We start from the raw sequence: 23,607 nt of genomic DNA, 5'->3' as shown, positions 1-23,607 counted from the left end.
AGAATGGAAGCCGGAAAAAATAAAGTTGTGCGAGAGCGCTTTTATTATCAAACAGATCAAATCATTGATAAGATGTTTAACTGGAAGCAAATGGCCCGCTTGTTTCGTTATCTTCATCCATATCGAAAAAACTTGCTTCCTTTCTCGTTTCTTATGGTCATTATCACAACGGTCATTAGACTCGCTATTCCTATTTTGATAGGTGTATATACGCTTGATCATGCTGTAAAAGATAAAAATAGCACGCTGCTCATGCAGTTAGTTTTCATAATCTTTAGCTTGTATGTACTATCTTATATTTCGAATATCTTTCGAATTAAATGGATGAACCAACTCGGGCAGCACGTTATATATGATTTAAGAAAACATTTATTTACGCATATTCAAGGGCTGTCGCACCGGTTTTTTGATACGCGTTCAGGAGGCTCTATTCTTGTAAGGATCATGAATGATATTAACTCTCTTCAAGATTTATTTACCAACGGAGTAGTTAACCTGTTTATGGACCTCTTATTGTTAGTTGGGATTGTAGTTATATTATTTTCTCTCAGTCCTGCTTTGACATGTGCTGTTTTAATCATTTTACCGATTATGTTTTTGATTTCCACAAAGCTGAGAAGAAGAATTCGTCGGTCGTGGCAAGTTGTTCGTATGAAGCAGTCAGTATTAAATTCACATTTAAATGAGAGTATTCAAGGCATTCGCGTCACTCAATCATTTGCTCAAGAACAAGAAAATATGCTGTTTTTTGAGCGCATAAACAGTGAAAATTACGAGAGCTGGAGGCAAGCTACTCGAAAAAATGCCATGTTTCGACCGTTTGTAGAACTCACAAATGCTGTCGGAACGGCTATTTTAATTTGGTTCGGTGCTGTACTTATTCAAGATGAACGGTTAACAATTGGTATTTTTGTATCATTTGCTTTTTATCTTGGAATGTTTTGGGAACCGATTTCTCGTTTAGGGCAAGTGTATAATCAATTATTAATGGGAATGGCTTCATCCGAGCGTATTTTTGAATTTCTAGATGAAAAACCTCTCGTCGCAGATTTGGAAACCGCTACGTCTTTAGAGGATATGAAAGGAAAAGTTGAGTTCAAGCACGTCTCATTTTCCTATGATGGGAAGCGGAAAGCTTTAAACAACGTATCAATTGACATAAAAGAAGGCCAGACGGTTGCTTTAGTGGGGCATACTGGATCTGGAAAAACGTCCATTGCTAATTTAATCACACGTTTTTATGATGTAAACGAAGGGCAGATTTTAATAGATAATATGCCTATTCAAGATATTACGTTAGCGAGTTTACGAGCGCAAATTAGTATTGTGCTGCAAGAAACCTTTATTTTTTCAGGAACTATTATGGAAAACATTCGGTTTGGAAAACCGGATGGTACTGATGATGAAGTGATTAAGGCCGCAGAAGCGGTAGGGGCTGCAGATTTTATAAAGCGTCTGAAAAAAGGCTATGATACGGAAGTAGAAGAGCGAGGAAACGTCTTATCCGTGGGAGAGCGTCAATTGATTTCATTTGCTCGAACGCTGTTGGCTAATCCTCGTATTATCATTTTAGATGAAGCGACAGCAAGCATCGATACAGAAACAGAAGTGAAGATTCAACAGGCGCTTAAAACGCTGTTAAAAAACAGAACGGCCATCATGATTGCTCATCGGTTATCTACTATACGAGAAGCAGATAAGATCATTGTATTAGATCATGGAAGCATTATTGAAACGGGGAATCACGGGGAACTAATGCAGCAAAAAGGCGTATATTATTACCTTGTTCAAACCCATGCTACAGCTTAAAAACAGAGGGAGCTGATCCTTCTGTTTTTCTATGAGTGTGAGAAATAGTAAAGAGATATAAGTGTTAACGGGAAAATGAGGTTGATACAAAAGAATTGTGGTAAAATAACGGTAGTTCAGATTTTTTCCTGTACATAATGGAGGAATTCAAATGAAAAAAGAATTTGCAGTCATCGGATTAGGTAGATTTGGAGGAAGTATTTGTAAAACATTAAGCGATCAAGGAATGGAAGTTCTGGCGATTGATATTGATGAAGAAAAGGTAAATGAGTATGCTAACGTTGCTTCCCATGCAGTAGTAGGCGATTCAATGGATGAAGGGGTTCTAAAAAGTTTAGGAATTCGTAATTTTGATCATGTTATCGTAGCTATTGGTGACAATATTCAGGCAAGTATTTTGACGACCCTTATTTTAAAAGAGCTGGGTGTTGAGAAAATAACGGTAAAAGCGCAAAATGATTATCATGCCAAAGTATTATCAAAAATTGGCGCTAATTTTATCGTGCATCCCGAACGAGATATGGGCCGAAGAATTGCCAATAACATGATTTCAAACAGCGTGCTAGATTATTTAGAGCTATCTGAAGAACACAGTATTGTCGAATTAGTAGCGAGCAAAAGAATGGCTGGCAATACGCTGATTGAGTTAGACATTCGTGCAAAATATGGCATTAACATTGTAGCCATTAAGCGTGATCGAGATATCATCGTTTCTCCTCAGGCGTCCGAAACGATTCAAGAAGGGGACGTGTTGATTGTTATTGGAGCAGATGCAGATATCAACCGCTTCGAAAATAAATTTGCCAGTGCTTAATAAAAAAAGAGCAGATGCAATTGCATCTGCTCTTTTTCTTTTATTAAACCTCCATAATGATTGGTAAAATCATTGGACGGCGCTTTGTTTTTTCGTAAAGGAATGGAGCCAATGTGTCTGTGATTTCATTTTTAATCTCAGACCATTGTGACGTACGACGTTCCATCACTTTGTTCAAGTGTTTTGTAATAAGGGACTGTGCATCATTAATTAAGTCACCAGATTCGCGCATATAAACAAAACCACGAGAGATAATGTCTGGACCAGCAGCGATCTTGAAGTCTTTCATATTGATGCTTACAACCACAATAACAAGACCTTCTTCAGATAAAATGCGGCGATCACGAAGTACGATATTTCCAATGTCACCAATTCCGCTTCCGTCAATATATACAGAGCCTGAAGGGATTTTGCCGGCTACTGAAGCTTCGCTGTCGCTTAAAGCTAGCACCTCTCCATTATCCATAATGAAGCAGTTTTCTTCAGGAACTCCACAGTCTGTTGCAAGTTTGATGTGCATTTTCTGCATGCGATACTCACCGTGAATTGGCATAAAGTATTTTGGTTTCATCAAACGAAGCATTAATTTTTGCTCTTCCTGTCCGCCGTGTCCAGAAGTATGGATATCGTTTAGAGCACCGTGAATAACCTCTGCTCCTGCACGGAATAGCATATCGATTGTTTTGCTAACACTTACTGTATTTCCTGGAATAGGTGAAGATGAGAATACAACCGTATCTCCAGGGATAATTTGAATTTGGCGGTGAGTACCGTTTGCAATTCTAGATAGCGCTGCCATCGGTTCACCTTGGCTGCCTGTACATAAAATAGTCACGCGGTTAGCTGGAATTCGGTTAATTTGAGAAGGCTCAATGAACGTATCTTTTGGACATGAAATATATCCAAGCTGTTGGCCAATCTCAATAGCTGCTTCCATACTGCGTCCGAATACAGCAACTTTACGGTTATGCAATACGGCTGCTTCCACTACTTGCTGTAAGCGGTGAATATTTGAAGCAAACGTTGCAAAAATAATACGGCCGTCTACTTTACGGAAAATGTCATGAATGCTGTCACCTACGCGGCGCTCAGACATCGTAAAGTTAGGAATTTCACTGTTTGTACTGTCTGAAAGCAAGCATAGAACGCCTTCTTTACCGATTTCAGCCATTTTTGTTAAGTTAGCCGGTTCGCCCACTGGTGTAAAATCAAACTTGAAATCTCCTGTATGTACGATTTGTCCGTTTGGTGTTTTTACCACAATTCCGTAAGAATCAGGAATACTGTGAGTTGTGCGGAAGAACGTTACCGATGTTTTACGGAATTTAATTACGTCATCTTCAGTAATTTCATGAAGCTGAGCTGTACGAAGCAACCCATGCTCGTCTAATTTGTTGCGAAGAAGTCCAAGGGCTAATTTCCCTGCATAAATAGGAATGTTTAATTCTCTTAATAAGTAAGGAATTCCGCCGATGTGATCTTCATGACCATGTGTAACGAAAAGGCCACGGATTTTATCTGCATTTTTTACTAAATAACTGTAGTCAGGAATAACGTAGTCAATTCCTAAAAGCTCATCTTCAGGGAATTTAATTCCTGCATCAATAAGAATAATTTCATCTTGAAACTGTACGGCATACGTGTTTTTACCGATTTCGCCTAGTCCACCCAGGGCGAAAACTGCCGTTTGATTATTTTTTACAAATTTCATTTTCATCATATCTCCAATACTTTAAAATCTTCATGCTGTTGTTCATATTCTAGATAGTCTCCAGTCACTGCTTGAACAAACTCAATATTAATTGAACGCGCTTTTAACTTTTGACGAACGTCACGCTCAGAATCTGCGTTCACATACACTGTTTTTGTATTTTCACGTACAGCTACTTCACTCATTTTTTCTTGAAAATAAACTTTAAAAATCATAACAAAAATCTCTCCTTAATTCCGAAATTCAAATAACTTATTTTATTATATTATAAAATGTGTATGTATTTCATGTATTTTCTAAAGAAACTTGCTTTCACTACATTTTAGTCATCTAAATATAACAAGTCAATTAATTATAGAATAATATTAATAGGAAACGGATACAAGACTATATTTTCCGGGCGTATAAAAAATAAGGGCTATTCCATTGTACGATGCAGACACACACTCTGCAAATTTTACAACAGAAAGCCCTAAAAAAATCGGTTATGCCATCGTTTTTTTACGCAATAATTCATTCCAGCGTTTTAGCAGCCTTTTTCGAAAATCTTTTAACATGATTTTTCAGCTCCTTTGTTTTTTGCAATACCTGCCTGTCTCTCTCTGTACTTTTATTATATGATGAAAAGGGAGAGGTTTCTCATGGTTAAATATGGAAAAATTATAAATGGAACCGTCCATTTATAGAGAAACCAGCGCTTGTTTGATATAATTGGAAAGGCTTAACAAAGAGATAAAAAATTATAAAAAATAAGGTGATAAACGTGGAACGAAAGATTATTTTTTTTGATATTGATGGAACGTTATTGGATCATGATAAAAAACTGCCTGCTTCTACAAAAAAAGCTGTCCAGCTGTTAAAAGAGCAGGGGCATGAAGTGGCAATTGCAACTGGAAGGGCTCCTTTTATGTTTAAAGATCTGCGTGAAGAGTTGGATATTCAAACATATATTAGCTTTAATGGTCAGTACATTGTTTTAAATGGAGAAGTTCTTTACAAAAACCCGTTAAATAAAGAAGAACTTCAAGATTTAACAGCTTTTGCTGTTGAGCATGATCACCCTGTCGTATACATGGATCATGAAGATATGAAATCAAACATTGAGTTTCATGACTATATCGAATCCAGCATCAGCACGCTGAAAATTGGATTTACCCACCCTCACCACGATCCTACTTATTTCGAAGGGCGCGAAATTTATCAATCCCTCTTATTCTGTACAGCGGGAGAAGAAGCTCCTTATGAAGAAAAATTTAAGAAATTTGACTTTATTCGCTGGCATGAATTTTCAACTGATGTTTTGCCAAAAGGTGGATCAAAAGCGCGAGGAATTGAGACCATGATTGAAAAGCTTGGCTTTGACAAAAAAGATGTATATGCATTCGGAGACGGCTTAAACGATATCGAAATGCTAGAATTTGTCGGAAATGGAGTAGCGATGGGAAATGCGGAAGAAGTGGTGAAAGAAGTTGCTAATCTTGTTACAAAAGATGTAGCAGAAGATGGTATTCTCCACGGATTAGAGCTAGTAGGATTATTAAAGTAAGAAAAACGCGAGCTCTAGCTCGCGTTTTTTAGCGTTCATATGGAAAAGCATTTTCAGGTTCTTGAAATGGATTTTCTTTATTAATGTAATCATAAAACATAATTCCGTCTAAATGATCAATTTCGTGCTGAAAGACAACAGCAGGAAGACCTTTCAAACGAATTTTCACTTCTTCGCCTTCAAGCGTTGTGCCTTTTACTGTGATACGTGCATATCGAGGAACAAATCCTGGGATATCTTGATCGACAGACAAGCAGCCTTCACCGCCTGTAAGGTATGTCTTTTCAACTGAGTGGCTAATGATCTTAGGGTTAAATAATGCATAGCTGTATAGCTTGCCTTTTTCATCCGTAACGTGTACCCCAATCATTCGTTTTGATACATTAATTTGAGGAGCGGCAAGCCCGATACCAGATCGCAGTCCATATTTAGCAGCAATTTCAGGATCTTGGCTGTTTTTTACATATTCTAATAAGCTATGTAAAATCTTTTTGTCTTCTTCAGAAGCAGGTAACGGTACTTCTTTTGCTACTTCTCGCAGCGTTGGGTGTCCGTCTTGAATAATATCGTTCATTGTAATCAACTTTCACATCTCCCTAGGCTATTTTATAGGTATAAAGTGTATCAAATCCGTATAAAAAAGTCATTACCTCGACCTTGACCACATAAATGTTTCTACTAATTATATGTATCAAACATATGGAAAAACATGCATAAGAAAAAATAAAAGCGACCGTTAGCCGCTTTTATTGTATAATTACCAGCCGCCACAGCTGCAGCCGATAATAACTAATAAAATGAACAGTACAATTAATAACACAAAACCTTTATTAGAACCGCCACAGCCATATCCACCATAACCCAACATAATGTAACCTCCCGTAGTTATCAATCCCAAGGTAAAAAGTAATAAACTCCCTTTTTTTCACGATTGGGTTAGTATAATATATTAAAAGGTGGAAAAAGGGTGTAGATAAATTGCTAATTCCCTACAAAAATTGTATAATGACCCATGAATAAGGGAGGATTTACCAGATATGAAATGCATCGGAAGATATATAGTTATCGGCATTGCTGCTATGTCACTAGCAGGATGTGCAGAGGGCTCATCGCCTGAGCTTGAGGTATATAATGGATTAGAAAAAGTGGTAGCACAAGAAAAGCAATTTGCTGATCAGCAAAAACCGTTAGCTGATTTAGAACAGCAAGAAAATGCGATATACGACCAAATTATTGAGCTAGGGATTAAAGATAAAAAGAAAATAAAAAATAAAGCACAAAAAGCGCAGCAGTTATTAGATGAGCGTGAAAGTAAATTACAAAAAGAAGAAAAAAGCATCAGCGCTTCGCAAAAACAATTTGAAGCGACAGAGCCGAAGATCCAAAAACTAGAGGATGGCAAAGCAAAAGAAGAGGCGCTTGAACTATCTTCGTTAATGAAGAAGCGTTATAAGGCGTACCAGTCCTTACATGATGCCTATCTTCATTCCATTGAATTAGATCGTCAGCTATATACGCTCTTTGAAAAAGACAATGTGAAATTAGAGAATCTTGAAACACAAATCGCTTCGATCAATGCTACTTATAAAGAAGTTGAAAAGAAAAAAGAAGCGTTTAACACATTAACAGCTGACTATAACAAAGCCAAAGAGGATTTTTATAACAAAACGAAGTTAAAGGTGAAAAATAGCGAGGATAAATAAGAAGGCCTGTGAAGTTTACAGGTCTTTTTTTTGGCTGAAAAGGAAGGTTTTCTGAAATAAAGAAAGAGTTTCGACATGATTCACGTAAAAATTACAAAAGGTTATTGTTTTAAAAAATCGTTTATTTGTGGCAAGATAGGAGATGTGCAGACGTAAAAAAAGAAAAGGTTATTATAAAACATATAATACAGTTTGCATCTGTGTAATAGTACAGCATGTCTTTTTTATGTGTTTTATTTCACAAACTAAAAAAGCGTAATTTCTTGATGTAAATGCATTGACGAACTGTTTTAGTGTATTGTAAACTAGGTAGCGTAGTAAGTGTTGTATTAATCATTTTTGCAAAATAATTAATACAGTTTAACGAAACGTTCGTTTCGCTTAAACTTTCCTTTTACGTAAATGTTTGCACAGAATTCGCTGGGGAATACATAGAAATGTTAAGGATTAGCGAATTCAAAAAGCTACTCGACAAAATATGACTTTTACTTGTCCATTTGGGACATTCTAAAAGCGTGTATGTTTGTTTGATTAGTAAAATGAATTTATACGGCTTAAATGAAAGGAAGAGGTGACTTAGATGGCTGCTAAAACTAAAAAAGCTATTATTGATGTATCAAAGCAACTTGATAAAATCGCTGAGCAGTACCAAACGTTCCAAATTCTTAATGAAGAGGGCGAAGTAGTAAATAAATCAGCGTTGCCAGATTTATCTGACGAAAAATTAAAAGAGTTAATGACTCGCATGGTATACACTCGTATTCTTGATCAACGTTCGATTTCATTGAACCGTCAAGGTCGTTTAGGTTTCTATGCACCAACTGCTGGGCAAGAAGCTTCTCAAATCGCTTCACATTTCGCATTAGAAAAAGAAGACTTCATTTTACCTGGGTACCGTGATGTGCCTCAGTTAATTTGGCATGGTCTTCCATTATATCAAGCGTTCTTATTCTCTCGTGGTCATTTCCACGGTAACCAAGCGCCAGAAGGTGTAGATATACTTTCTCCACAAATCATCATCGGTGCACAAATCGTGCAAACTGCTGGTGTGGCACTAGGTCTTAAAAAGCGCGGTAAAAAAGCAGTAGCGATCACTTATACAGGTGACGGCGGAGCTTCACAAGGTGACTTCTACGAAGGTATGAACTTCGCAGGTGCATTCAAAGCTCCAGCAATCTTTGTTGTACAAAACAACCGCTTTGCAATTTCAACACCAGTTGAAAAGCAATCTGCAGCACGTACAATCGCTCAAAAAGCAGCGGCTGTTGGTATCCCAGGCGTTCAAGTAGACGGTATGGATGCACTAGCAGTATACGTTGCAGTAAGCGAAGCTCGTGAGCGTGCAGTAAACGGTGAAGGTCCAACTTTAATTGAAACATTAACTTACCGTTATGGTCCACATACAATGGCTGGTGACGATCCAACTCGTTATCGTACAGCTGAGCTTGACACTGAGTGGGAAAAGAAAGATCCACTTGTTCGCTTCCGTAAATTCTTAGAAGCTAAAGGCATCTGGAATGAAGAAGAAGAAAACAAAGTAATCGAGCAAGCTAAAGAAGATATCAAACAAGCTATTAAGAAGGCTGACGATTATCCAAAACAAAAAGTTACAGATTTAATGGAAATCATGTACGAAACTATGCCTTCAAACTTACAAGAGCAATATGAAATCTACAAAGAGAAGGAGTCGAAGTAAGCCATGGCGCAAATGACAATGATTCAAGCGATTACTGATGCGTTACGCACAGAAATGAAAAACGACGAAAACGTATTAGTTTTTGGTGAAGACGTTGGCGTAAACGGTGGAGTATTCCGTGCGACTGAAGGTCTTCAACAAGAATTCGGCGAAGATCGCGTATTCGATACGCCATTAGCTGAATCTGGTATCGGTGGTCTTGCTGTAGGTCTATCGACTCAAGGTTTCCGTCCGGTTCCTGAAATTCAATTCTTTGGTTTCGTATACGAAGTACTTGATTCTGTATCAGGTCAAGCTGCACGTATGCGCTACCGTTCTGGCGGTCGCTGGAATGCACCAATTACATTCCGTTCACCATTCGGTGGAGGCGTTCATACACCAGAACTTCACGCTGATAGCTTAGAAGGTATCGTAGCATCTCAACCTGGTTTAAAAGTTGTAATTCCTTCAACTCCATACGATGCAAAAGGTCTTTTAATTTCATCAATTCGTGATAACGATCCGGTTGTATACTTAGAGCACATGAAGCTTTACCGTTCATTCCGTCAAGAAGTACCTGAAGAATCATACACAATTGATTTAGGTACAGCTGATGTGAAACGTGAAGGTACAGACGTAACGCTTATCGCTTACGGTGCAATGGTACACTCATCATTAAAAGCAGCTGAAGAACTAGAAAAAGAAGGTATCTCTGCTGAAGTAGTGGACTTACGTACAGTTCAACCTTTAGATATCGATACAATTCTTGCATCAGTTGAAAAAACTGGTCGCGTAGTAGTAGTTCAAGAAGCTCAAAAACAAGCTGGTATCGCGGCTAACGTTGTAGCTGAAATTAACGATCGTGCAATCTTAAGCTTAGAAGCACCAGTATTACGTGTAACAGCACCGGATACTGTGTTCCCATTCTCTCAAGCTGAGGGCGTATGGTTACCAGACCACAAAGATATCGTTGAAACAGCTAAGCAAGTACTTGAATTTTAATTAGCATTTTACTGTGATAGAAATCAGCTTTGTGCTGATTTCTGTCTTAGATAAAATAAACACTAACAAATTGAACGCAACTAACTAGGAGGGTGAAGACACGTGGCATTTGAATTTAAACTGCCGGATATCGGTGAAGGTATCCACGAAGGTGAAATTGTAAAATGGTTCGTAAAAGCTGGAGATGAAATTGATGAGGATGATGTACTAGCAGAAGTACAAAATGACAAAGCTGTTGTTGAAATCCCATCTCCTGTAAAAGGTAAAGTATTAGAAGTAAAAGTTGACGAAGGTACAGTAGCTACTGTAGGACAAGTTATCGTTACTTTTGATGCTCCTGGATACGAAGACTTAAAATTCAAAGGTGACGATCATGATGATGCACCAGCAGAAGAAGCTAAAGAAGAAGCTTCAACTGAAGAAGTGACTGAAGAAGCAACAGCTCCTGCAGCACAAGCTGATGTTGATCCTAACCGTAAAGTAATTGCTATGCCTTCAGTGCGCAAATATGCTCGTGAAAAAGGTGTAGACATTAAAGCTGTTCCTGGTTCAGGTAAAAACGGACGTATTGTTAAAGATGACATCGATGGCTTCCTATCTGGTGGTTCTACAGCTACAGCAACTGCTGAAGCTCCAGCTAAAGAGGAAACTGCGTCAGCTGAACCAAAAGCAGCAGCAGCACAAGCTATTCCTGAAGGCGACCTACCAGAAACTCGCGAGAAAATGAGCGGTATCCGTCGTGCAATCGCAAAAGCTATGGTTAACTCTAAACACACTGCTCCACACGTAACATTAATGGATGAAATCGATGTAACAGCTCTTGTTGCTCATCGTAAAAAATTCAAAACGGTTGCAGCAGATCAAGGTATTAAATTAACATTCTTACCTTACGTGGTAAAAGCGTTAACTTCAGCACTTAAGAAGTTCCCAGCTCTTAACACTTCAATCGATGACTCTACTGATGAAGTAATTCAAAAACATTACTACAACATCGGTATTGCTGCTGACACTGAAAAAGGTCTTTTAGTACCAGTTGTGAAAAATGCTGATCGTAAATCTGTGTTCGAAATTTCTGATCAAATTAACGACCTTGCTGGAAAAGCACGTGATGGTAAATTAGCTCCTGCTGAAATGAAAGGCGCTTCTTGTACAATCACAAATATCGGTTCTGCTGGTGGACAATGGTTTACTCCTGTTATCAACCACCCAGAAGTTGCAATCCTAGGTATCGGACGTATCGCTGAAAAACCAGTTGTACGCGACGGTGAAATTGTAATTGCTCCAGTATTAGCATTATCACTAAGCTTTGACCACCGTATTATCGATGGCGCAACAGCTCAAAACGCTCTTAACCAAATCAAGCGTTTATTAAATGATCCAGAATTATTATTAATGGAGGCGTAATAAATGGTAGTAGGAGATTTCCCAATCGAAACTGATACTCTTGTCATTGGTGCTGGCCCTGGTGGCTACGTTGCAGCAATTCGTGCAGCTCAATTAGGTCAAAAAGTTACAATCGTAGAAAAAGGTAACCTTGGAGGCGTATGCTTAAACGTTGGTTGTATTCCTTCAAAAGCATTAATCGCTGCAGGTCACCGTTTTGAACACGCTAAACATTCTGAAGACATGGGGATTATCGCTGAGAACGTAACAGTTGATTTCTCTAAAGTTCAAGAATTCAAAAACGGCGTTGTAAACAAACTTACTGGCGGTGTTGAAGGCCTTCTTAAAGGTAACAAAGTTGACATCGTAAAAGGTGAAGCTTACTTCGTTGACAGCGAAACTGTACGTGTAATGGATGAAAATTCTGCACAAACGTACAAATTCAAAAATGCTATCCTTGCAACTGGTTCTCGCCCAATCGAGATCCCTGGATTCAAATTCTCTGAGCGCGTAATCAACTCTACAGGTGCATTAGCGCTTAAAGAAGTTCCTAAAAAATTAGTTGTAATCGGTGGAGGTTACATCGGTACTGAGCTTGGTACTGCTTTTGCTAACTTCGGTACAGAAGTTACATTTGTAGAAGCTGCTGATGAAATCTTAGCTGGTTTTGAAAAACAAATGAGTTCACTTGTTAAACGTAACCTTAAGAAAAAAGGAAACGTTGAAATTTATACAAAAGCAATGGCTAAAGGTGTTGAAGAAACTGCTGACGGCGTACAAGTTACGTTTGAAGTAGGCGGAGAGTCAAAAGTAATCGATGCTGACTACGTATTAGTTACTGTAGGTCGTCGTCCTAACACTGATGAGCTTGGTCTTGAGCAAGTTGGCGTTAAAATGACTGACCGTGGTCTTATCGAAATCGATAACCAAACTCGTACATCTGTAAGCAACATCTTTGCAATTGGTGATATCGTAACTGGACCTCCACTTGCACACAAAGCTTCTTACGAAGGTAAAATCGCAGCTGAAGTAATTGCTGGCGAACCTGCTGAAATTGACTACTTAGGAATTCCAGCAGTTGTATTCTCTGAGCCTGAGCTTGCATCTGTAGGTTATACTGAAGCACAAGCGAAAGAAGAAGGATTAGCTGTTAAAGCTTCTAAATTCCCATTTGCTGCTAACGGACGTGCACTTGCACTTAACGCTGCAGAAGGCTTCTTGAAGCTTATCACTCGTAAAGAAGACGGAGTAGTTGTTGGTGCTCAAATCGCTGGACCTAGCGCATCTGACATGATCGCTGAGCTTGGTCTTGCTATCGAAGCTGGCGTAACGGCTGAAGATATCGCATTAACAATTCACGCTCACCCAACATTAGGTGAAATCACAATGGAAGCTGCTGAAGTAGCTATTGGAAGCCCAATTCACATTGTAAAATAAATAATGGTTTAAAAAGCTGATGCGTATGCATCAGCTTTTTTTTTTTTGAAGAAAACGGTTTTCACAAAGTACCAGGTGCTTGTCAGACAGTTTTTGTTGCTGATGAGTACTCCTTTTTAGAAGAAACGTGTAAAAACGCTGAGGCAGTCTTAAATGAGCTCTAGATGCATACATATGAAGTGGGACGTGCTTTCTTATAGGTAGATAAAAAACTGCTCTTTTGGATAACGAATGAAAAGGCGGCGTAGGAGCTATGAAGACGTATTTCGTTTGGAGCTTACACATTGTTATTTGGATGGGTTATTCACTGGTTGAATTGCTATCAAAACGTGATCAGTTAACATCTAAAATTATTTTATTTTTAGTATTTGCTTATTTAGCTTACGGCATAGCAGAAATGAACGTCAAATCTAAAAGACTGGCGCTTATGATGACGGGTACAACTTCAGCTGTCTGCTTGACATGTTATCAACTAATTTTATTTTGCACAGCGTAAGATTGCATAAAAAAAGCGTTAGCTTATATAAGCTAACGCTTTTTTTGTCTTACACAGATTTCTTTTCTCTTTTCAATGCGCCTTCTTCTTTAAATGCTTTCATTAATGAGAAGACCGTTAGCACCAGCACAATTGAGAATGGAAGTGCTGCTATAATCGCAGCTGTTTGGAGCGCGTCCAAACCACCTGTCCAAAGCAGAATGATTGCTGTTAACGATTGAATTAAGCCCCACGTAAGTTTAATAGAGCCTGAAGGATTTAGATCACCATTTGTTGTCTGCATTCCTAAAACAAATGTAGCTGAGTCAGCTGATGTAATAAAGAATGTAGCAATTAAGCAAATAGCGACAATGGACATGAACGTACCAAATGGAAACTGTTCAAGTACATAGAATAAAGCAACTTCTGTTCCTTTATTATTAATAACATCCATAACAGGAAGGTCTTTAAAAAAGTCTAAATAGACCCCAGAACCTCCGAATACGGCAAACCATAAACCACCAAATACGGTCGGAACAGCTAGTACACCAATTAAAAATTCTCGAATGGTTCTGCCTCGTGAAATACGAGCAATGAACGTACCAACAAACGGTGCCCAAGCAATCCACCATGCCCAGTAGAAAATTGTCCAATCTTGAACCCAGGTGCTGTTATCAAACGGGCTCAATCGAAAACTCATTGACGGCAAGTTTTGAATGTAGCTGCCAATGGTTGTAACGAATAAGTCCATAATAAAGTTGGTTGGACCTGCAAATAACAAGAACAGCATTAGCAGAATAGCTAAAACAATATTAATGTTACTCAAATACTTAATGCCTTTGTTCAGCCCCGTCTGTGCTGACAGCATGAATAAGAACGTCACGATAATAATAACAATTAATTGAGTCGTGAAATTGTTATCAATACTTGGCGACAAGTAAGAGGCTCCACCGGTAATCTGAATAGCGCCAAGTCCTAGAGATGTTGCTACCCCAAAGACAGTTGCAAATACGGCGATGACGTTTATGATCGTTCCAAGAGGCCCATCAACACGTTTTCCTAGTAGTGGACGTAAAATATTGCTGATGATGAACGGGTAACCTTTTCTAAATTGAAAATATGCAAGGGCCAGTGCAAGAACGGAATAAATAGCCCAAGGATGTAAACCCCAGTGGAAAAACGAATAGCGTAGAGCTGCACGAGCTGATTCTGCTGTACCGCCTTCACCAGAAGGTGGAGTATGAAAATGATTGATTGGTTCTGAGACACCCCAGAATACAAGACCAATGCCCATACCAGCACTAAATAACATGGCAAACCATGAGACATAACCATACTGAGGTTTTTCGTCAGGCTTCCCTAGTTTGATGTTTCCGTACTTCGAAAAAATTAAGTACAGTGTAAAAACTAAGAATAATGTAGCTGCTAGTAAGTAATACCAGCCAAATTTCTCGATGATAAAACTATGTATTGCCGATGTAACAGGTGTGAGCGCTGCGCTTCCTAGCGTAGATTCCGGAATAACACCCCATACGATAAATACTGCAGCAATAATAACCGAAATGATAAAAACGGGAGTCAGTTTTTTCATCGATTAACACTCCTTTCCTATTCTATTTTACATAACATAGTGTTTCATATAGCCTTTTCAGGTATATATGAAACCACATGGTTATACATTTTAGTGAAGTTTGTATGAAATGTCTACCCCATTAGTAAGAAAAAGCGGAAAGAGAACAAATTTTTATTTTTCGTAATTATTTTAAAGTGATGAAATAGATTTGAAATTAGACATTGTTTTTTCATATAAATAGATATGATGCTAAGCGTTCAGCTTTTTGAAAACAAATATAACATTTATGAGAAAAATATTTTTAATGTGACATACTAATTAGTTGTTGACATATTTAATGTGACATAATAATATAATATCAAGAGTTGTAAAACGCTTACAAAAAAAGACGGTTAAAGGGGAGTTTACAAAATGGGAACAATCGTATGTCAAACATGTAACTGCACAATTGATCATTTCGAAGATGAGAAAGTGACGCGATTATACTCAACATGTAAAAGCGGAGAATGTCAAAAAGCAGATGAAGATTTAGATTAATCAATAAAAAAAGGTGCGGATTTCCGCACCTTTTTTATTGAATTGCTTTATGTTCTTTAATGACACGAAATGTTTTTAATTCAAAATCTTCCGGACCCTGCACTGGTAAACCTGCCTCTAAGTTTGTTTCAATATAGGTTAAATTTTCCTCAGTGATGATTTCCCCAGGAATAAAAATAGGAATACCAGGAGGATAGACCATCACAAATTCCGCAATAATACGACCTGCCGACTCATGAAAAGGTACCACTTCGGTTTCAGCGTAAAAAGCATCGCGAGGTGTTAAAGCCAATACAGGAATATCAGGCAATAAAATAGCCGGTTTTGCCGTTGTCTCAGAAAGATTATGGAATTTTGCAGATAACTCACGCAGAGCCGTGACCAGACGTAACAGATCTTCTTCTGTATCTCCAGGCGTGATAATACATAGAATATTATAAAGGTCAGACATTTCAACTTCGATATTATGAGCTTCACGCATCCATTTTTCTACGTCATAGCCCGTAATTCCTAAATCTGAAACAGAAATAATTAATTTAGTAGGGTCTAAATCATACGTAGCTTTTGTCCCTAAAATTTCTCTGCCTATACATCGGATATGCTCAATGGTATTAATTTCTTTTCGTGCTTTTTCAGCAAGAGAAATTGCACGTTCAGCCAGCTCTTTTCCTTCTGTAGCTAAACGTTTTCGTGCAACATCTAAAGAAGCCAGCAGCAGATAAGATGTTGATGTTGTTGTCAGCATGCTTAAAATAGACTGTACACGTTTTGGAGAAATTAAACCTTCGCGTATATTTAGAATTGAACTTTGCGTCATAGAGCCGCCTAATTTATGCACGCTTGTTGCTGCCATATCTGCACCGGCCTGCATAGCAGACAAAGGCAAATCATCATGGAAGTGAATATGAACGCCGTGAGCTTCATCAACAAGTACAGGCACTTGATACGAGTGGGCAATTTCTACGATTTTACGAAGGTCTCCGGAAATTCCAAAATAAGTTGGATTGATAACAAGTACTGCTTTTGCTTCAGGGTGCTGCTTTAAGGCTTTTTCTACAGAGTCCGATGTAATACCGTGAGAAATGCCAAGATTTTCGTCAATTTCAGGGTGAATAAAAATAGGCGTAGCTCCTGAAAAAACAATCGCACTCATAACAGATTTATGCACGTTTCTAGGAACGATAATTTTATCTCCAGGTCCACATGTCGCCATGACCATTGCCATAATTGCTCCGCTCGTTCCTTGAACAGAGAAAAAAGTATGGTCAGCACCGAATGCTTCTGCAGCTAAATCCTGCGCTTGTTTGATAATGCCTTTTGGCTGGTGAAGGTCATCAAGAGGACCGATATTGATTAAATCAATGGATAAAGCATCATCGCCAATAAATGAGCGGAATTCAGGATCCATTCCATTTCCTTTTTTATGTCCAGGGATATGGAATTGTGTTGGGTTTTTCTTAGCGTGATTAACTAATCCAGTAAATAATGGAGTTGAAAATTGAGAAGACAACTTTGCTATACACCTCTTTTATCATAAATTGTCAGTCCCTCTAAGCAAAGCTTAGAGGGACTTTGATTGTTTTTTTATCAAATTACAGCATTCAATTTTATATACCAAAAACTAGTGGCTGTTGAATTCTACATATTAAAATACCACATCTTTTTTCTATAAAAGAAATTCAACAGAAATTCTATTCGGCAGTTTTCTTGATTTTAACCATTATATAAATGAATGAAACGTGTATGTTTACTACTGTTTGATAATATAAATACAATTTTTAGTTAAAAAAATACAAGTAATTGTAAACTGCTTATTACTCATTATTTTATAGTTCTTTATGTTTTGAAAATCCCCATAAAACAAAAGAATTATAGCACTTATTAACCCATTTGCAAAGATATTTTAAAGAGAAAATAAAAAGAAAAAAAAGGAGAAATTCTTTTGTGTGAAAAGAGAATAAATTTTGTGTACATTATAGATTGTGATAGAGTTAAGAATATAGATATACATAGATTGAAGAAATAAATGGAGTGATGAGAAGTGGAATATCAATACCCTATCTCCCTTGATTGGAGTACAGAAGAAATTATTGATGTAGTGAAGTTTTTTGAAAGCATTGAACGAGCTTATGAAAAAGGTATTGAGCGTGATCACCTAATGGCAGTCTATCGCCGATTTAAAGAAATTGTGCCAAGTAAAGCAGAAGAAAAAACAATCTGTAACGATTTTGAAGATCAAAGCAAATACTCTTCTTATCGAACGATCCAAAAAGCAAAGGCTGCTTCTTCTGGAGATATCATAAAAATGTAAAAAATGAGGCTGGGACAAAAGTAGTTTAGCCGAAGTAAAAAACGAATCATTAATCAAATTGTTTGATTAATGATTCGTTTTTTTTGTTACGGTGAACATAGAGTTTATCTGTTTCTTCGAGCAGTTGATTGGAGGGCAAGGCGAAGACTCCTGCAGGGAAAGCGGAACAGGTGAGACCCCGCAGGAGCGCAAGCGACGAGGAGGCTCACCGGCCGCCCGCGGAAAGCGAAGCCTTGCAGGGAAATCAACCGCGGTGTCACAAGCGGTTCAGCTTATGTATCCCATTTATTGGTCTTTCGATGAGCTTCCTTTCGTTATGTCTCACCCTCATTTTTTTTATATCAATTCGTTAAAATTATGCATATGCTTTTTTAGTTAGTTCATATAATGGAGTTACCGTATGAAATGTTTGTTCAATACGAGCCATCCATTCTTCGCCGTTCATTGCAATCGCTTCTTCTTTTGGAATTGTAATGCCGCATAGGATCTCAGCTTTTTTAACCGTCTCTAGACGTTCAAACAAACTCTCTAAGTCTTCAGAAGATAAGTCGCCCATTTTGTCACTATCAGGTTTTGTATGATCTTTCGACCAAGCAAACGAGGCTGGGATATTTTGACGAATCTCCTCAATGTTTTGTTTTAGCAGCTTTCCAAATTGTTCTTTAATAGGTGATTCGTAAATGACGGCGAACCACACAAAGACATGTGTTTCCCAAAGGCCAATTTGAAAATGAGGGAGCTTTTTATACCCGCGTTTACTGTTAGCAAAGGCTACCCACGTATCTGCTGGCGGGTTAACTGTTCTTCGTGCATGTTTGGCAATGTGTACGAACATTTCATCTCCACAAAGTGAAGAAAGAGTAGGAGCAAAATGATTGCTCAATTGTTCGAATTTTGGGCGTATCGTTGTCTTGATGGCTTCCATACGTGCATCAAGTCCCTCGATACGGAATACGTTAAAGTCATCTTGTGAAAATCCTGAGAATGCCATGTGAAACCTCCGTTTTTTAGTGAATATGTATAGCTGCTGTGCATCTATGCAAGTAAGTATGATTTACGCGAAGATTCTACCACATGAAAAGCATAAACACCAATTAATTCGCATATGCTTGTCAAAACGTGTCTATCATTTTTTTATAGGTAATCACACAATTTAGTTACATGAGATTAGGTTTCGACATAGACTATATCAATCAAAATATCTGAAAATTTAGTTTTCTATAAGCGGGTTCAATAATTTGAGAGGGGTGTTTGAAACATGAAACAAGTGGTGAATATGTATAAGAAGAATGATGGACAAAAAAGATTAGGTGTAATTCGTTTGGAGTTAGATTACGAGTTAGCGACGTTATATGAAGCCATGATGGAGAATAATGAGGAACAAAAACAAAAATGTAAGCGAAAGCTCGAGAAACTTCGTGAAGAAATGATATCTCTTCAGTAGCAGATACGGGAATAAAATAGAACAAATAAGGGTAAACTGTAAAAAAGGATTAAACTGAATGAGCAGATTCATAAGTGGTAACAGAGCACGTGGGAGAAGAAGCGGCAGTTCTTCTCCCACGTGCTCTGTTAATTGACATCTTGCAGAGGTTTTTTTAAGCTTAAATAAGAGACGTATTTTTGAGGGGGAATTGAGATGACGCAACGCTGGAAAGAAATCGATACATACGTTAAAGAGTGGCTAAAAGAAGCTGGACAAAAAATTCAACAGTCGTTTAGTAAAGAACTTCTCATTCAAACGAAATCGAATCCAAATGATTTAGTAACAAATATGGATAAAGAAATCGAACAGTTTTTTATCTCAAAAATCAATGAAACCTTTCCGGAACATCATATTCTCGGAGAAGAAGGATATGGAGAAGAGCTTGAATCAGAAGAAGGAACGATTTGGATTATCGATCCAATCGACGGGACGATGAACTTTGTTCATCAGCAGCGGAATTTTGCTATTTCTATCGGTATATTTGAAAATGGTGTAGGACAAGCAGGTTATATTTATGATGTTATTCATAATGAGCTGTATCATGCTTTAAAAGGACAGGGCGCGTTTATGAATGACATCCAATTGCCGAAACTTGAACCTGTACCAGTTGAACAAGCTATTATTAGCCTAAATGCAACATGGGTAACGGAGAACCGCCGTATTGATCCTTCCGTATTAAGTCCGCTTGTGCGTAAAGTAAGAGGGACCCGTTCATATGGATCCGCAGCTATTGAGCTTGCTTACGTAGCAGCTGGACGCTTGGATGGATACATTACTCTACGTTTGGCTCCATGGGACTTTGCTGCCGGTAAAGTATTGATTGAAGAAGTTGGAGGAGTTATGACGGATTTAGAAGGAAAGCCGTTAGAAATTCTTGAAAAAAGCAGTGTATTTGTAAGCAAACCAACATTACATGACGAAATCTTTCGTACGTACCTTGAAGGAAAGTGGAATAAATAAAATAGAAGTGAAGACTTACGTGTAGTCAAAGAATTTTGTGATGAAAAAACGTCATGAACCATTTTGATGTTGCAAATGGCCATGACGCTTTCAATCATCGCAAAAAAATTACAGCTGCCCTTTTTCTCGCATTTTTTTCTTAGTCGTAAAGCCAAGGCCCATTACAACAATTAAAGCTGCGATAGCTAAAATGACCCCGAGAGCGCTTCCTTCTCCGATAAATATGCCGATTGACATAATTGCCGCAGTTGCGATAAATGCATATAAAACAAATACCCACTTAATGTTTCTCATGTTGATTCCTCCCATTTATAAAGGATATTTATAGTGTACAACAAAATCATTCTGCAATTCTAGAGTTAGTGTGATATAATAGCTTAGTTATTACAAGCATAGGAGTGAAATGCGTGAACATTCGTAAAGATTTACGTAATATTGCCATTATTGCCCATGTAGACCATGGGAAAACAACGTTAGTAGATAAATTATTACATCAGTCCGGAACATTCCGTACTAATGAGCATGTTGAAGAACGTGCGATGGATTCAAATGACCTTGAGCGTGAGCGTGGAATTACAATTTTAGCGAAAAACACAGCTATTAATTATAAAGATACGCGTATCAACATTATGGATACGCCGGGACATGCTGACTTCGGTGGAGAAGTTGAGCGTATTATGAAAATGGTAGACGGTGTTCTACTTGTAGTAGACGCATATGAAGGATGTATGCCTCAAACTCGCTTTGTATTGAAAAAAGCATTAGAGCAAAACTTAACGCCGATTGTTGTTGTTAACAAAATTGACCGTGACTTTGCTCGTCCAACTGAAGTAGTGGATGAAGTAATTGACTTATTTATTGAACTAGGTGCAAGCGAGGAACAAATTGAGTTCCCTGTTGTTTATGCTTCAGCAATCAACGGAACAGCTAGCACGAACCCTGAAAAGCAAGATGAGAACATGTCATCTCTATTTGACTCAATCATTGAGCACATTCCAGCACCGGTAGACAACAGCGACGAACCACTTCAATTCCAAGTGGCAATGCTTGACTACAATGACTATCTTGGTCGTATCGGTGTAGGTCGCGTATTCCGCGGAACAATGAAAGTAGGCCAGCAAGTTGCATTAATGAAGCTTGACGGTACGGTAAAACAATTCCGTGTAACAAAATTATTCGGTTTCCTAGGCTTAAAGCGTGTTGAAATCGAAGAAGCAAAAGCAGGAGACCTGATCGCTGTATCAGGAATGGAAGACATCAACGTAGGTGAAACCGTATGTCCGTTTGACCACCAAGATGCACTGCCAATTTTACGTATTGATGAACCTACTTTACAAATGACGTTCTTAGTAAACAATTCACCGTTTGCTGGTCGTGAAGGTAAATTTGTTACATCTCGTAAAATTGAAGAGCGCTTAATGTCTGAACTTGAGACGGATGTAAGTTTACGCGTGGAAAATACTGATTCACCGGATGTATGGGTTGTTTCAGGACGTGGAGAACTTCATTTATCTATCTTAATTGAAAATATGCGTCGTGAAGGATATGAGATTCAAGTATCAAAACCTGAAGTAATCGTTCGTGAAATTGATGGCGTGCGCTGTGAGCCAGTTGAACGTGTGCAAATCGACGTGCCTGAAGAACATACGGGTTCTATTATGGAATCGATGGGTGCTCGTAAAGGTGAAATGGTTGATATGATTAACAACGGCAGCGGTCAAGTTCGTCTGATCTTTATGGTTCCTGCACGTGGTTTAATCGGTTATACAACTGAGTTCTTATCGTTAACTCGTGGATTCGGTATCATTAACCATTCATTTGATAGCTACCAGCCAATGCAGCAAGGTCAAGTTGGAGGTCGCCGTCAAGGTGTGCTTGTTTCTATGGAAAGCGGTAAATCATCTACTTATGGAATCCAAGGCGTAGAAGACCGCGGTACAATTTTCGTTGAGCCAGGTACAGAAGTATACGAAGGTATGATCGTAGGAGAACACACTCGTGAAAATGATATCGTTGTTAACATCTGTAAAATGAAGCAAATGACGAATATGCGTTCTGCTAATAAAGATCAAACAACAGGTATGAAAAAACCTCGTATTATGTCTTTAGAGCAATCACTTGAATATTTAAACGAAGATGAATATTGTGAAATCACACCAGAATCTATTCGTCTACGTAAAAAAATTCTTGATAAAAATGAACGTGAAAAAGCAGCGAAAAAGAAAAAATACGCTGACACGAAATAATAAAAAAAGTAAGTCGTTAGCTCTATCTGCTAGCGGCTTGTTTTTTATCTATTATATCAGAATTTTCTATTTTTTGAAAGCGTTTTATAAAGAAGGGATTTGGAAAGGAAAAAGGTGGCTTATATCGAATAATATAAAGTAAGGAATAGGGGGAAGAAGTATGGATGTAAAAGAACACCTTTCATTTTTTGCCGCTCTGTATCAAGTAGATGAACATGCAAAAATAGGAATGTGGCTGTTATACTTTACCATTTTAGGGCTATCTGTTCTCGTGTACAAACTCGGGTTTGCAAAGAAACTGCCGCTTTTAAAATCTGTGGTTATTTATCTATTTTTAGCTTTTGGATGTACGATCTTAACGTTTTTAGGCATTTTTTTACCTGTAGCTGAAGGGCTTGTGGTTGCAGCACTTGTATTAATTATTTATAAAATACGGCTGTATCAGGCTAAAAAGCAAAACTCCTCGTTGGGTTCATAAACGACTACATAAAAAGACGCTTGTAGCTACAAGCGTCTTTTTAGTATGATATAGCCGAAGACAAGAGCGGCTGCGAAAACTAAATGGCCAGCTGTCCAATAAAAAATCGCTACTGCATCATCCACCGCAGGCGTAGGCTTGAGCGCAAGCAGCGTCAACGGAAAATACAAAGGAATGGTTGGAAGTGTTAATAAAAAGGAACACAATACGATTTTTCGAATAGACATATTATTTAATTTACCTACTATGTAAACAAAAACGACCCCAATTGCAGCGGCAATGAGCAAATGAAAAACAAACTCTACCCATTCAGGCCATTGAATAGGGCCAATGATAGGAATAAAATCAACATTTAATAAAAGGGTATAAACTTGTTTGCCGGTTAGCCATTCTATCCATTTTAAACATAACCCAAGGATAATCCCGCTTAACATGCCAATACTTATTCCTAATCGGAGCAC

25 protein-coding genes are annotated in these 23,607 nt (G+C 38.1%); 16 read left to right on the top strand and 9 right to left on the bottom strand.

The features are described from left to right. Positions 1-3: 3 nt before the first annotated feature. Together POF52_RS08355 and POF52_RS08350 are read left to right on the top strand one after the other, a co-directional pair. A complete protein-coding gene (locus tag POF52_RS08355; protein WP_271991824.1) occupies positions 4-1,809 on the top strand; it encodes an ABC transporter ATP-binding protein in 1,806 nt (601 codons plus the stop codon). Between the two features lie 151 nt (positions 1,810-1,960). After that, positions 1,961-2,623 carry a potassium channel family protein gene (locus tag POF52_RS08350; RefSeq protein WP_013056047.1) on the top strand — a complete coding sequence of 221 codons (663 nt, stop codon included), beginning with the start codon at positions 1,961-1,963 and terminating at the stop codon, positions 2,621-2,623. Positions 2,624-2,666: 43 nt separating this feature from the next. Here the strand turns inward: POF52_RS08350 and rnjA are convergent, their stop codons facing one another. Together rnjA and POF52_RS08340 are read right to left on the bottom strand one after the other, a co-directional pair. Beyond that, positions 2,667-4,334, bottom strand: coding sequence for a ribonuclease J1 (rnjA, locus tag POF52_RS08345; protein WP_013056048.1), 1,668 nt, complete (start codon positions 4,332-4,334; stop codon positions 2,667-2,669). 5 nt (positions 4,335-4,339) lie between these two features. Further along, entirely contained in the window at positions 4,340-4,549 is a 210-nt protein-coding gene (locus tag POF52_RS08340) for a DNA-dependent RNA polymerase subunit epsilon (RefSeq protein ID WP_013082289.1), read from the bottom strand. A 548-nt stretch (positions 4,550-5,097) separates the two neighbouring features. Between POF52_RS08340 and POF52_RS08335 the strand changes: the two genes are divergently transcribed. Further along, positions 5,098-5,880, top strand: a complete 783-nt coding sequence (locus POF52_RS08335; RefSeq protein WP_013082290.1) for a Cof-type HAD-IIB family hydrolase — start codon at positions 5,098-5,100, stop codon at positions 5,878-5,880. Between the two features lie 28 nt (positions 5,881-5,908). Here the strand turns inward: POF52_RS08335 and def are convergent, their stop codons facing one another. Continuing rightward, a complete protein-coding gene (gene def, locus POF52_RS08330; RefSeq protein WP_013056051.1) occupies positions 5,909-6,463 on the bottom strand; it encodes a peptide deformylase in 555 nt (184 codons plus the stop codon). A gap of 174 nt (positions 6,464-6,637) precedes the next feature. Further along, positions 6,638-6,748, bottom strand: a complete 111-nt coding sequence (locus tag POF52_RS08325; protein WP_016763434.1) for a YjcZ family sporulation protein — start codon at positions 6,746-6,748, stop codon at positions 6,638-6,640. 169 nt (positions 6,749-6,917) lie between these two features. Here POF52_RS08325 and POF52_RS08320 point away from each other — a divergent pair, with 169 nt between their 5' ends. From POF52_RS08320 to POF52_RS08295, 6 genes are all read left to right on the top strand, one after another. Continuing rightward, positions 6,918-7,583 (top strand): YkyA family protein, encoded by a 666-nt coding sequence (locus POF52_RS08320; protein ID WP_013082292.1) that lies wholly within the window; start codon positions 6,918-6,920, stop codon positions 7,581-7,583. A 580-nt stretch (positions 7,584-8,163) separates the two neighbouring features. Then, positions 8,164-9,279, top strand: a complete 1,116-nt coding sequence (gene pdhA / locus POF52_RS08315) for a pyruvate dehydrogenase (acetyl-transferring) E1 component subunit alpha (protein WP_013082293.1) — start codon at positions 8,164-8,166, stop codon at positions 9,277-9,279. Between the two features lie 3 nt (positions 9,280-9,282). Further along, complete coding sequence (locus tag POF52_RS08310) at positions 9,283-10,260, top strand: alpha-ketoacid dehydrogenase subunit beta (RefSeq protein WP_271991804.1); 978 nt, start codon at positions 9,283-9,285, stop codon at positions 10,258-10,260. Positions 10,261-10,362: 102 nt separating this feature from the next. After that, positions 10,363-11,664, top strand: coding sequence for a dihydrolipoamide acetyltransferase family protein (locus POF52_RS08305; RefSeq protein ID WP_013082294.1), 1,302 nt, complete (start codon positions 10,363-10,365; stop codon positions 11,662-11,664). Positions 11,665-11,667: 3 nt separating this feature from the next. After that, positions 11,668-13,080: a dihydrolipoyl dehydrogenase gene (gene lpdA, locus POF52_RS08300; protein WP_013082295.1), complete on the top strand. Its 1,413-nt coding sequence runs from the start codon at positions 11,668-11,670 to the stop codon at positions 13,078-13,080. A gap of 253 nt (positions 13,081-13,333) precedes the next feature. Continuing rightward, complete coding sequence (locus POF52_RS08295) at positions 13,334-13,576, top strand: hypothetical protein (RefSeq protein ID WP_016763437.1); 243 nt, start codon at positions 13,334-13,336, stop codon at positions 13,574-13,576. A gap of 49 nt (positions 13,577-13,625) precedes the next feature. On the opposite strand, the gene POF52_RS08290 is transcribed toward POF52_RS08295, so the two are convergent. Next, complete coding sequence (locus POF52_RS08290; RefSeq protein WP_034653471.1) at positions 13,626-15,146, bottom strand: glycine betaine uptake BCCT transporter; 1,521 nt, start codon at positions 15,144-15,146, stop codon at positions 13,626-13,628. Positions 15,147-15,539: 393 nt separating this feature from the next. Between POF52_RS08290 and POF52_RS08285 the strand changes: the two genes are divergently transcribed. Next, complete coding sequence (locus POF52_RS08285; protein WP_013056059.1) at positions 15,540-15,665, top strand: GapA-binding peptide SR1P; 126 nt, start codon at positions 15,540-15,542, stop codon at positions 15,663-15,665. 34 nt (positions 15,666-15,699) lie between these two features. Here the strand turns inward: POF52_RS08285 and POF52_RS08280 are convergent, their stop codons facing one another. Beyond that, positions 15,700-17,175: an aminotransferase class I/II-fold pyridoxal phosphate-dependent enzyme gene (locus POF52_RS08280; protein ID WP_013056060.1), complete on the bottom strand. Its 1,476-nt coding sequence runs from the start codon at positions 17,173-17,175 to the stop codon at positions 15,700-15,702. Between the two features lie 531 nt (positions 17,176-17,706). On the opposite strand from POF52_RS08280, the gene POF52_RS08275 reads away from it, so the two are divergent. Further along, positions 17,707-17,976 (top strand): UPF0223 family protein, encoded by a 270-nt coding sequence (locus POF52_RS08275; protein ID WP_013056061.1) that lies wholly within the window; start codon positions 17,707-17,709, stop codon positions 17,974-17,976. 124 nt (positions 17,977-18,100) lie between these two features. Beyond that, positions 18,101-18,355, top strand: a complete 255-nt coding sequence (locus POF52_RS08270; RefSeq protein ID WP_176584013.1) for a hypothetical protein — start codon at positions 18,101-18,103, stop codon at positions 18,353-18,355. Here the strand turns inward: POF52_RS08270 and POF52_RS08265 are convergent. After that, entirely contained in the window at positions 18,332-18,967 is a 636-nt protein-coding gene (locus tag POF52_RS08265) for a YktB family protein (protein ID WP_271991790.1), read from the bottom strand. The genes POF52_RS08270 and POF52_RS08265 overlap by 24 nt on opposite strands. A gap of 267 nt (positions 18,968-19,234) precedes the next feature. Here POF52_RS08265 and POF52_RS08260 point away from each other — a divergent pair, with 267 nt between their 5' ends. Next, the gene (locus POF52_RS08260) at positions 19,235-19,420 is read left to right on the top strand and encodes a hypothetical protein (RefSeq protein ID WP_013056063.1); all 186 of its coding nucleotides are present in this window, start codon (positions 19,235-19,237) and stop codon (positions 19,418-19,420) included. Between the two features lie 195 nt (positions 19,421-19,615). After that, a complete protein-coding gene (locus POF52_RS08255; RefSeq protein ID WP_016763440.1) occupies positions 19,616-20,422 on the top strand; it encodes an inositol monophosphatase family protein in 807 nt (268 codons plus the stop codon). Positions 20,423-20,530: 108 nt separating this feature from the next. Here the strand turns inward: POF52_RS08255 and POF52_RS08250 are convergent, their stop codons facing one another. Further along, on the bottom strand, positions 20,531-20,716 hold the full coding sequence (locus POF52_RS08250) for a YlaF family protein (protein WP_016763441.1): 186 nt from the start codon (positions 20,714-20,716) through the stop codon (positions 20,531-20,533). A 113-nt stretch (positions 20,717-20,829) separates the two neighbouring features. Between POF52_RS08250 and typA the strand changes: the two genes are divergently transcribed. Continuing rightward, on the top strand, positions 20,830-22,668 hold the full coding sequence (gene typA / locus POF52_RS08245; protein WP_013056066.1) for a translational GTPase TypA: 1,839 nt from the start codon (positions 20,830-20,832) through the stop codon (positions 22,666-22,668). Positions 22,669-22,828: 160 nt separating this feature from the next. Further along, complete coding sequence (locus POF52_RS08240) at positions 22,829-23,146, top strand: YlaH-like family protein (RefSeq protein ID WP_013082301.1); 318 nt, start codon at positions 22,829-22,831, stop codon at positions 23,144-23,146. Positions 23,147-23,172: 26 nt separating this feature from the next. On the opposite strand, the gene POF52_RS08235 is transcribed toward POF52_RS08240, so the two are convergent. Next, entirely contained in the window at positions 23,173-23,607 is a 435-nt protein-coding gene (locus POF52_RS08235; protein ID WP_271991780.1) for a hypothetical protein, read from the bottom strand.

The sequence above is a fragment of the Priestia sp. AB genome, from assembly GCF_028369225.1.
In the GTDB taxonomy this organism is placed as follows: Bacteria; Bacillota; Bacilli; order Bacillales; family Bacillaceae_H; genus Priestia; species Priestia megaterium.
Note: the sequence above shows the minus strand (reverse complement) of the source record. Positions and strands in the feature narration are given on the sequence as shown.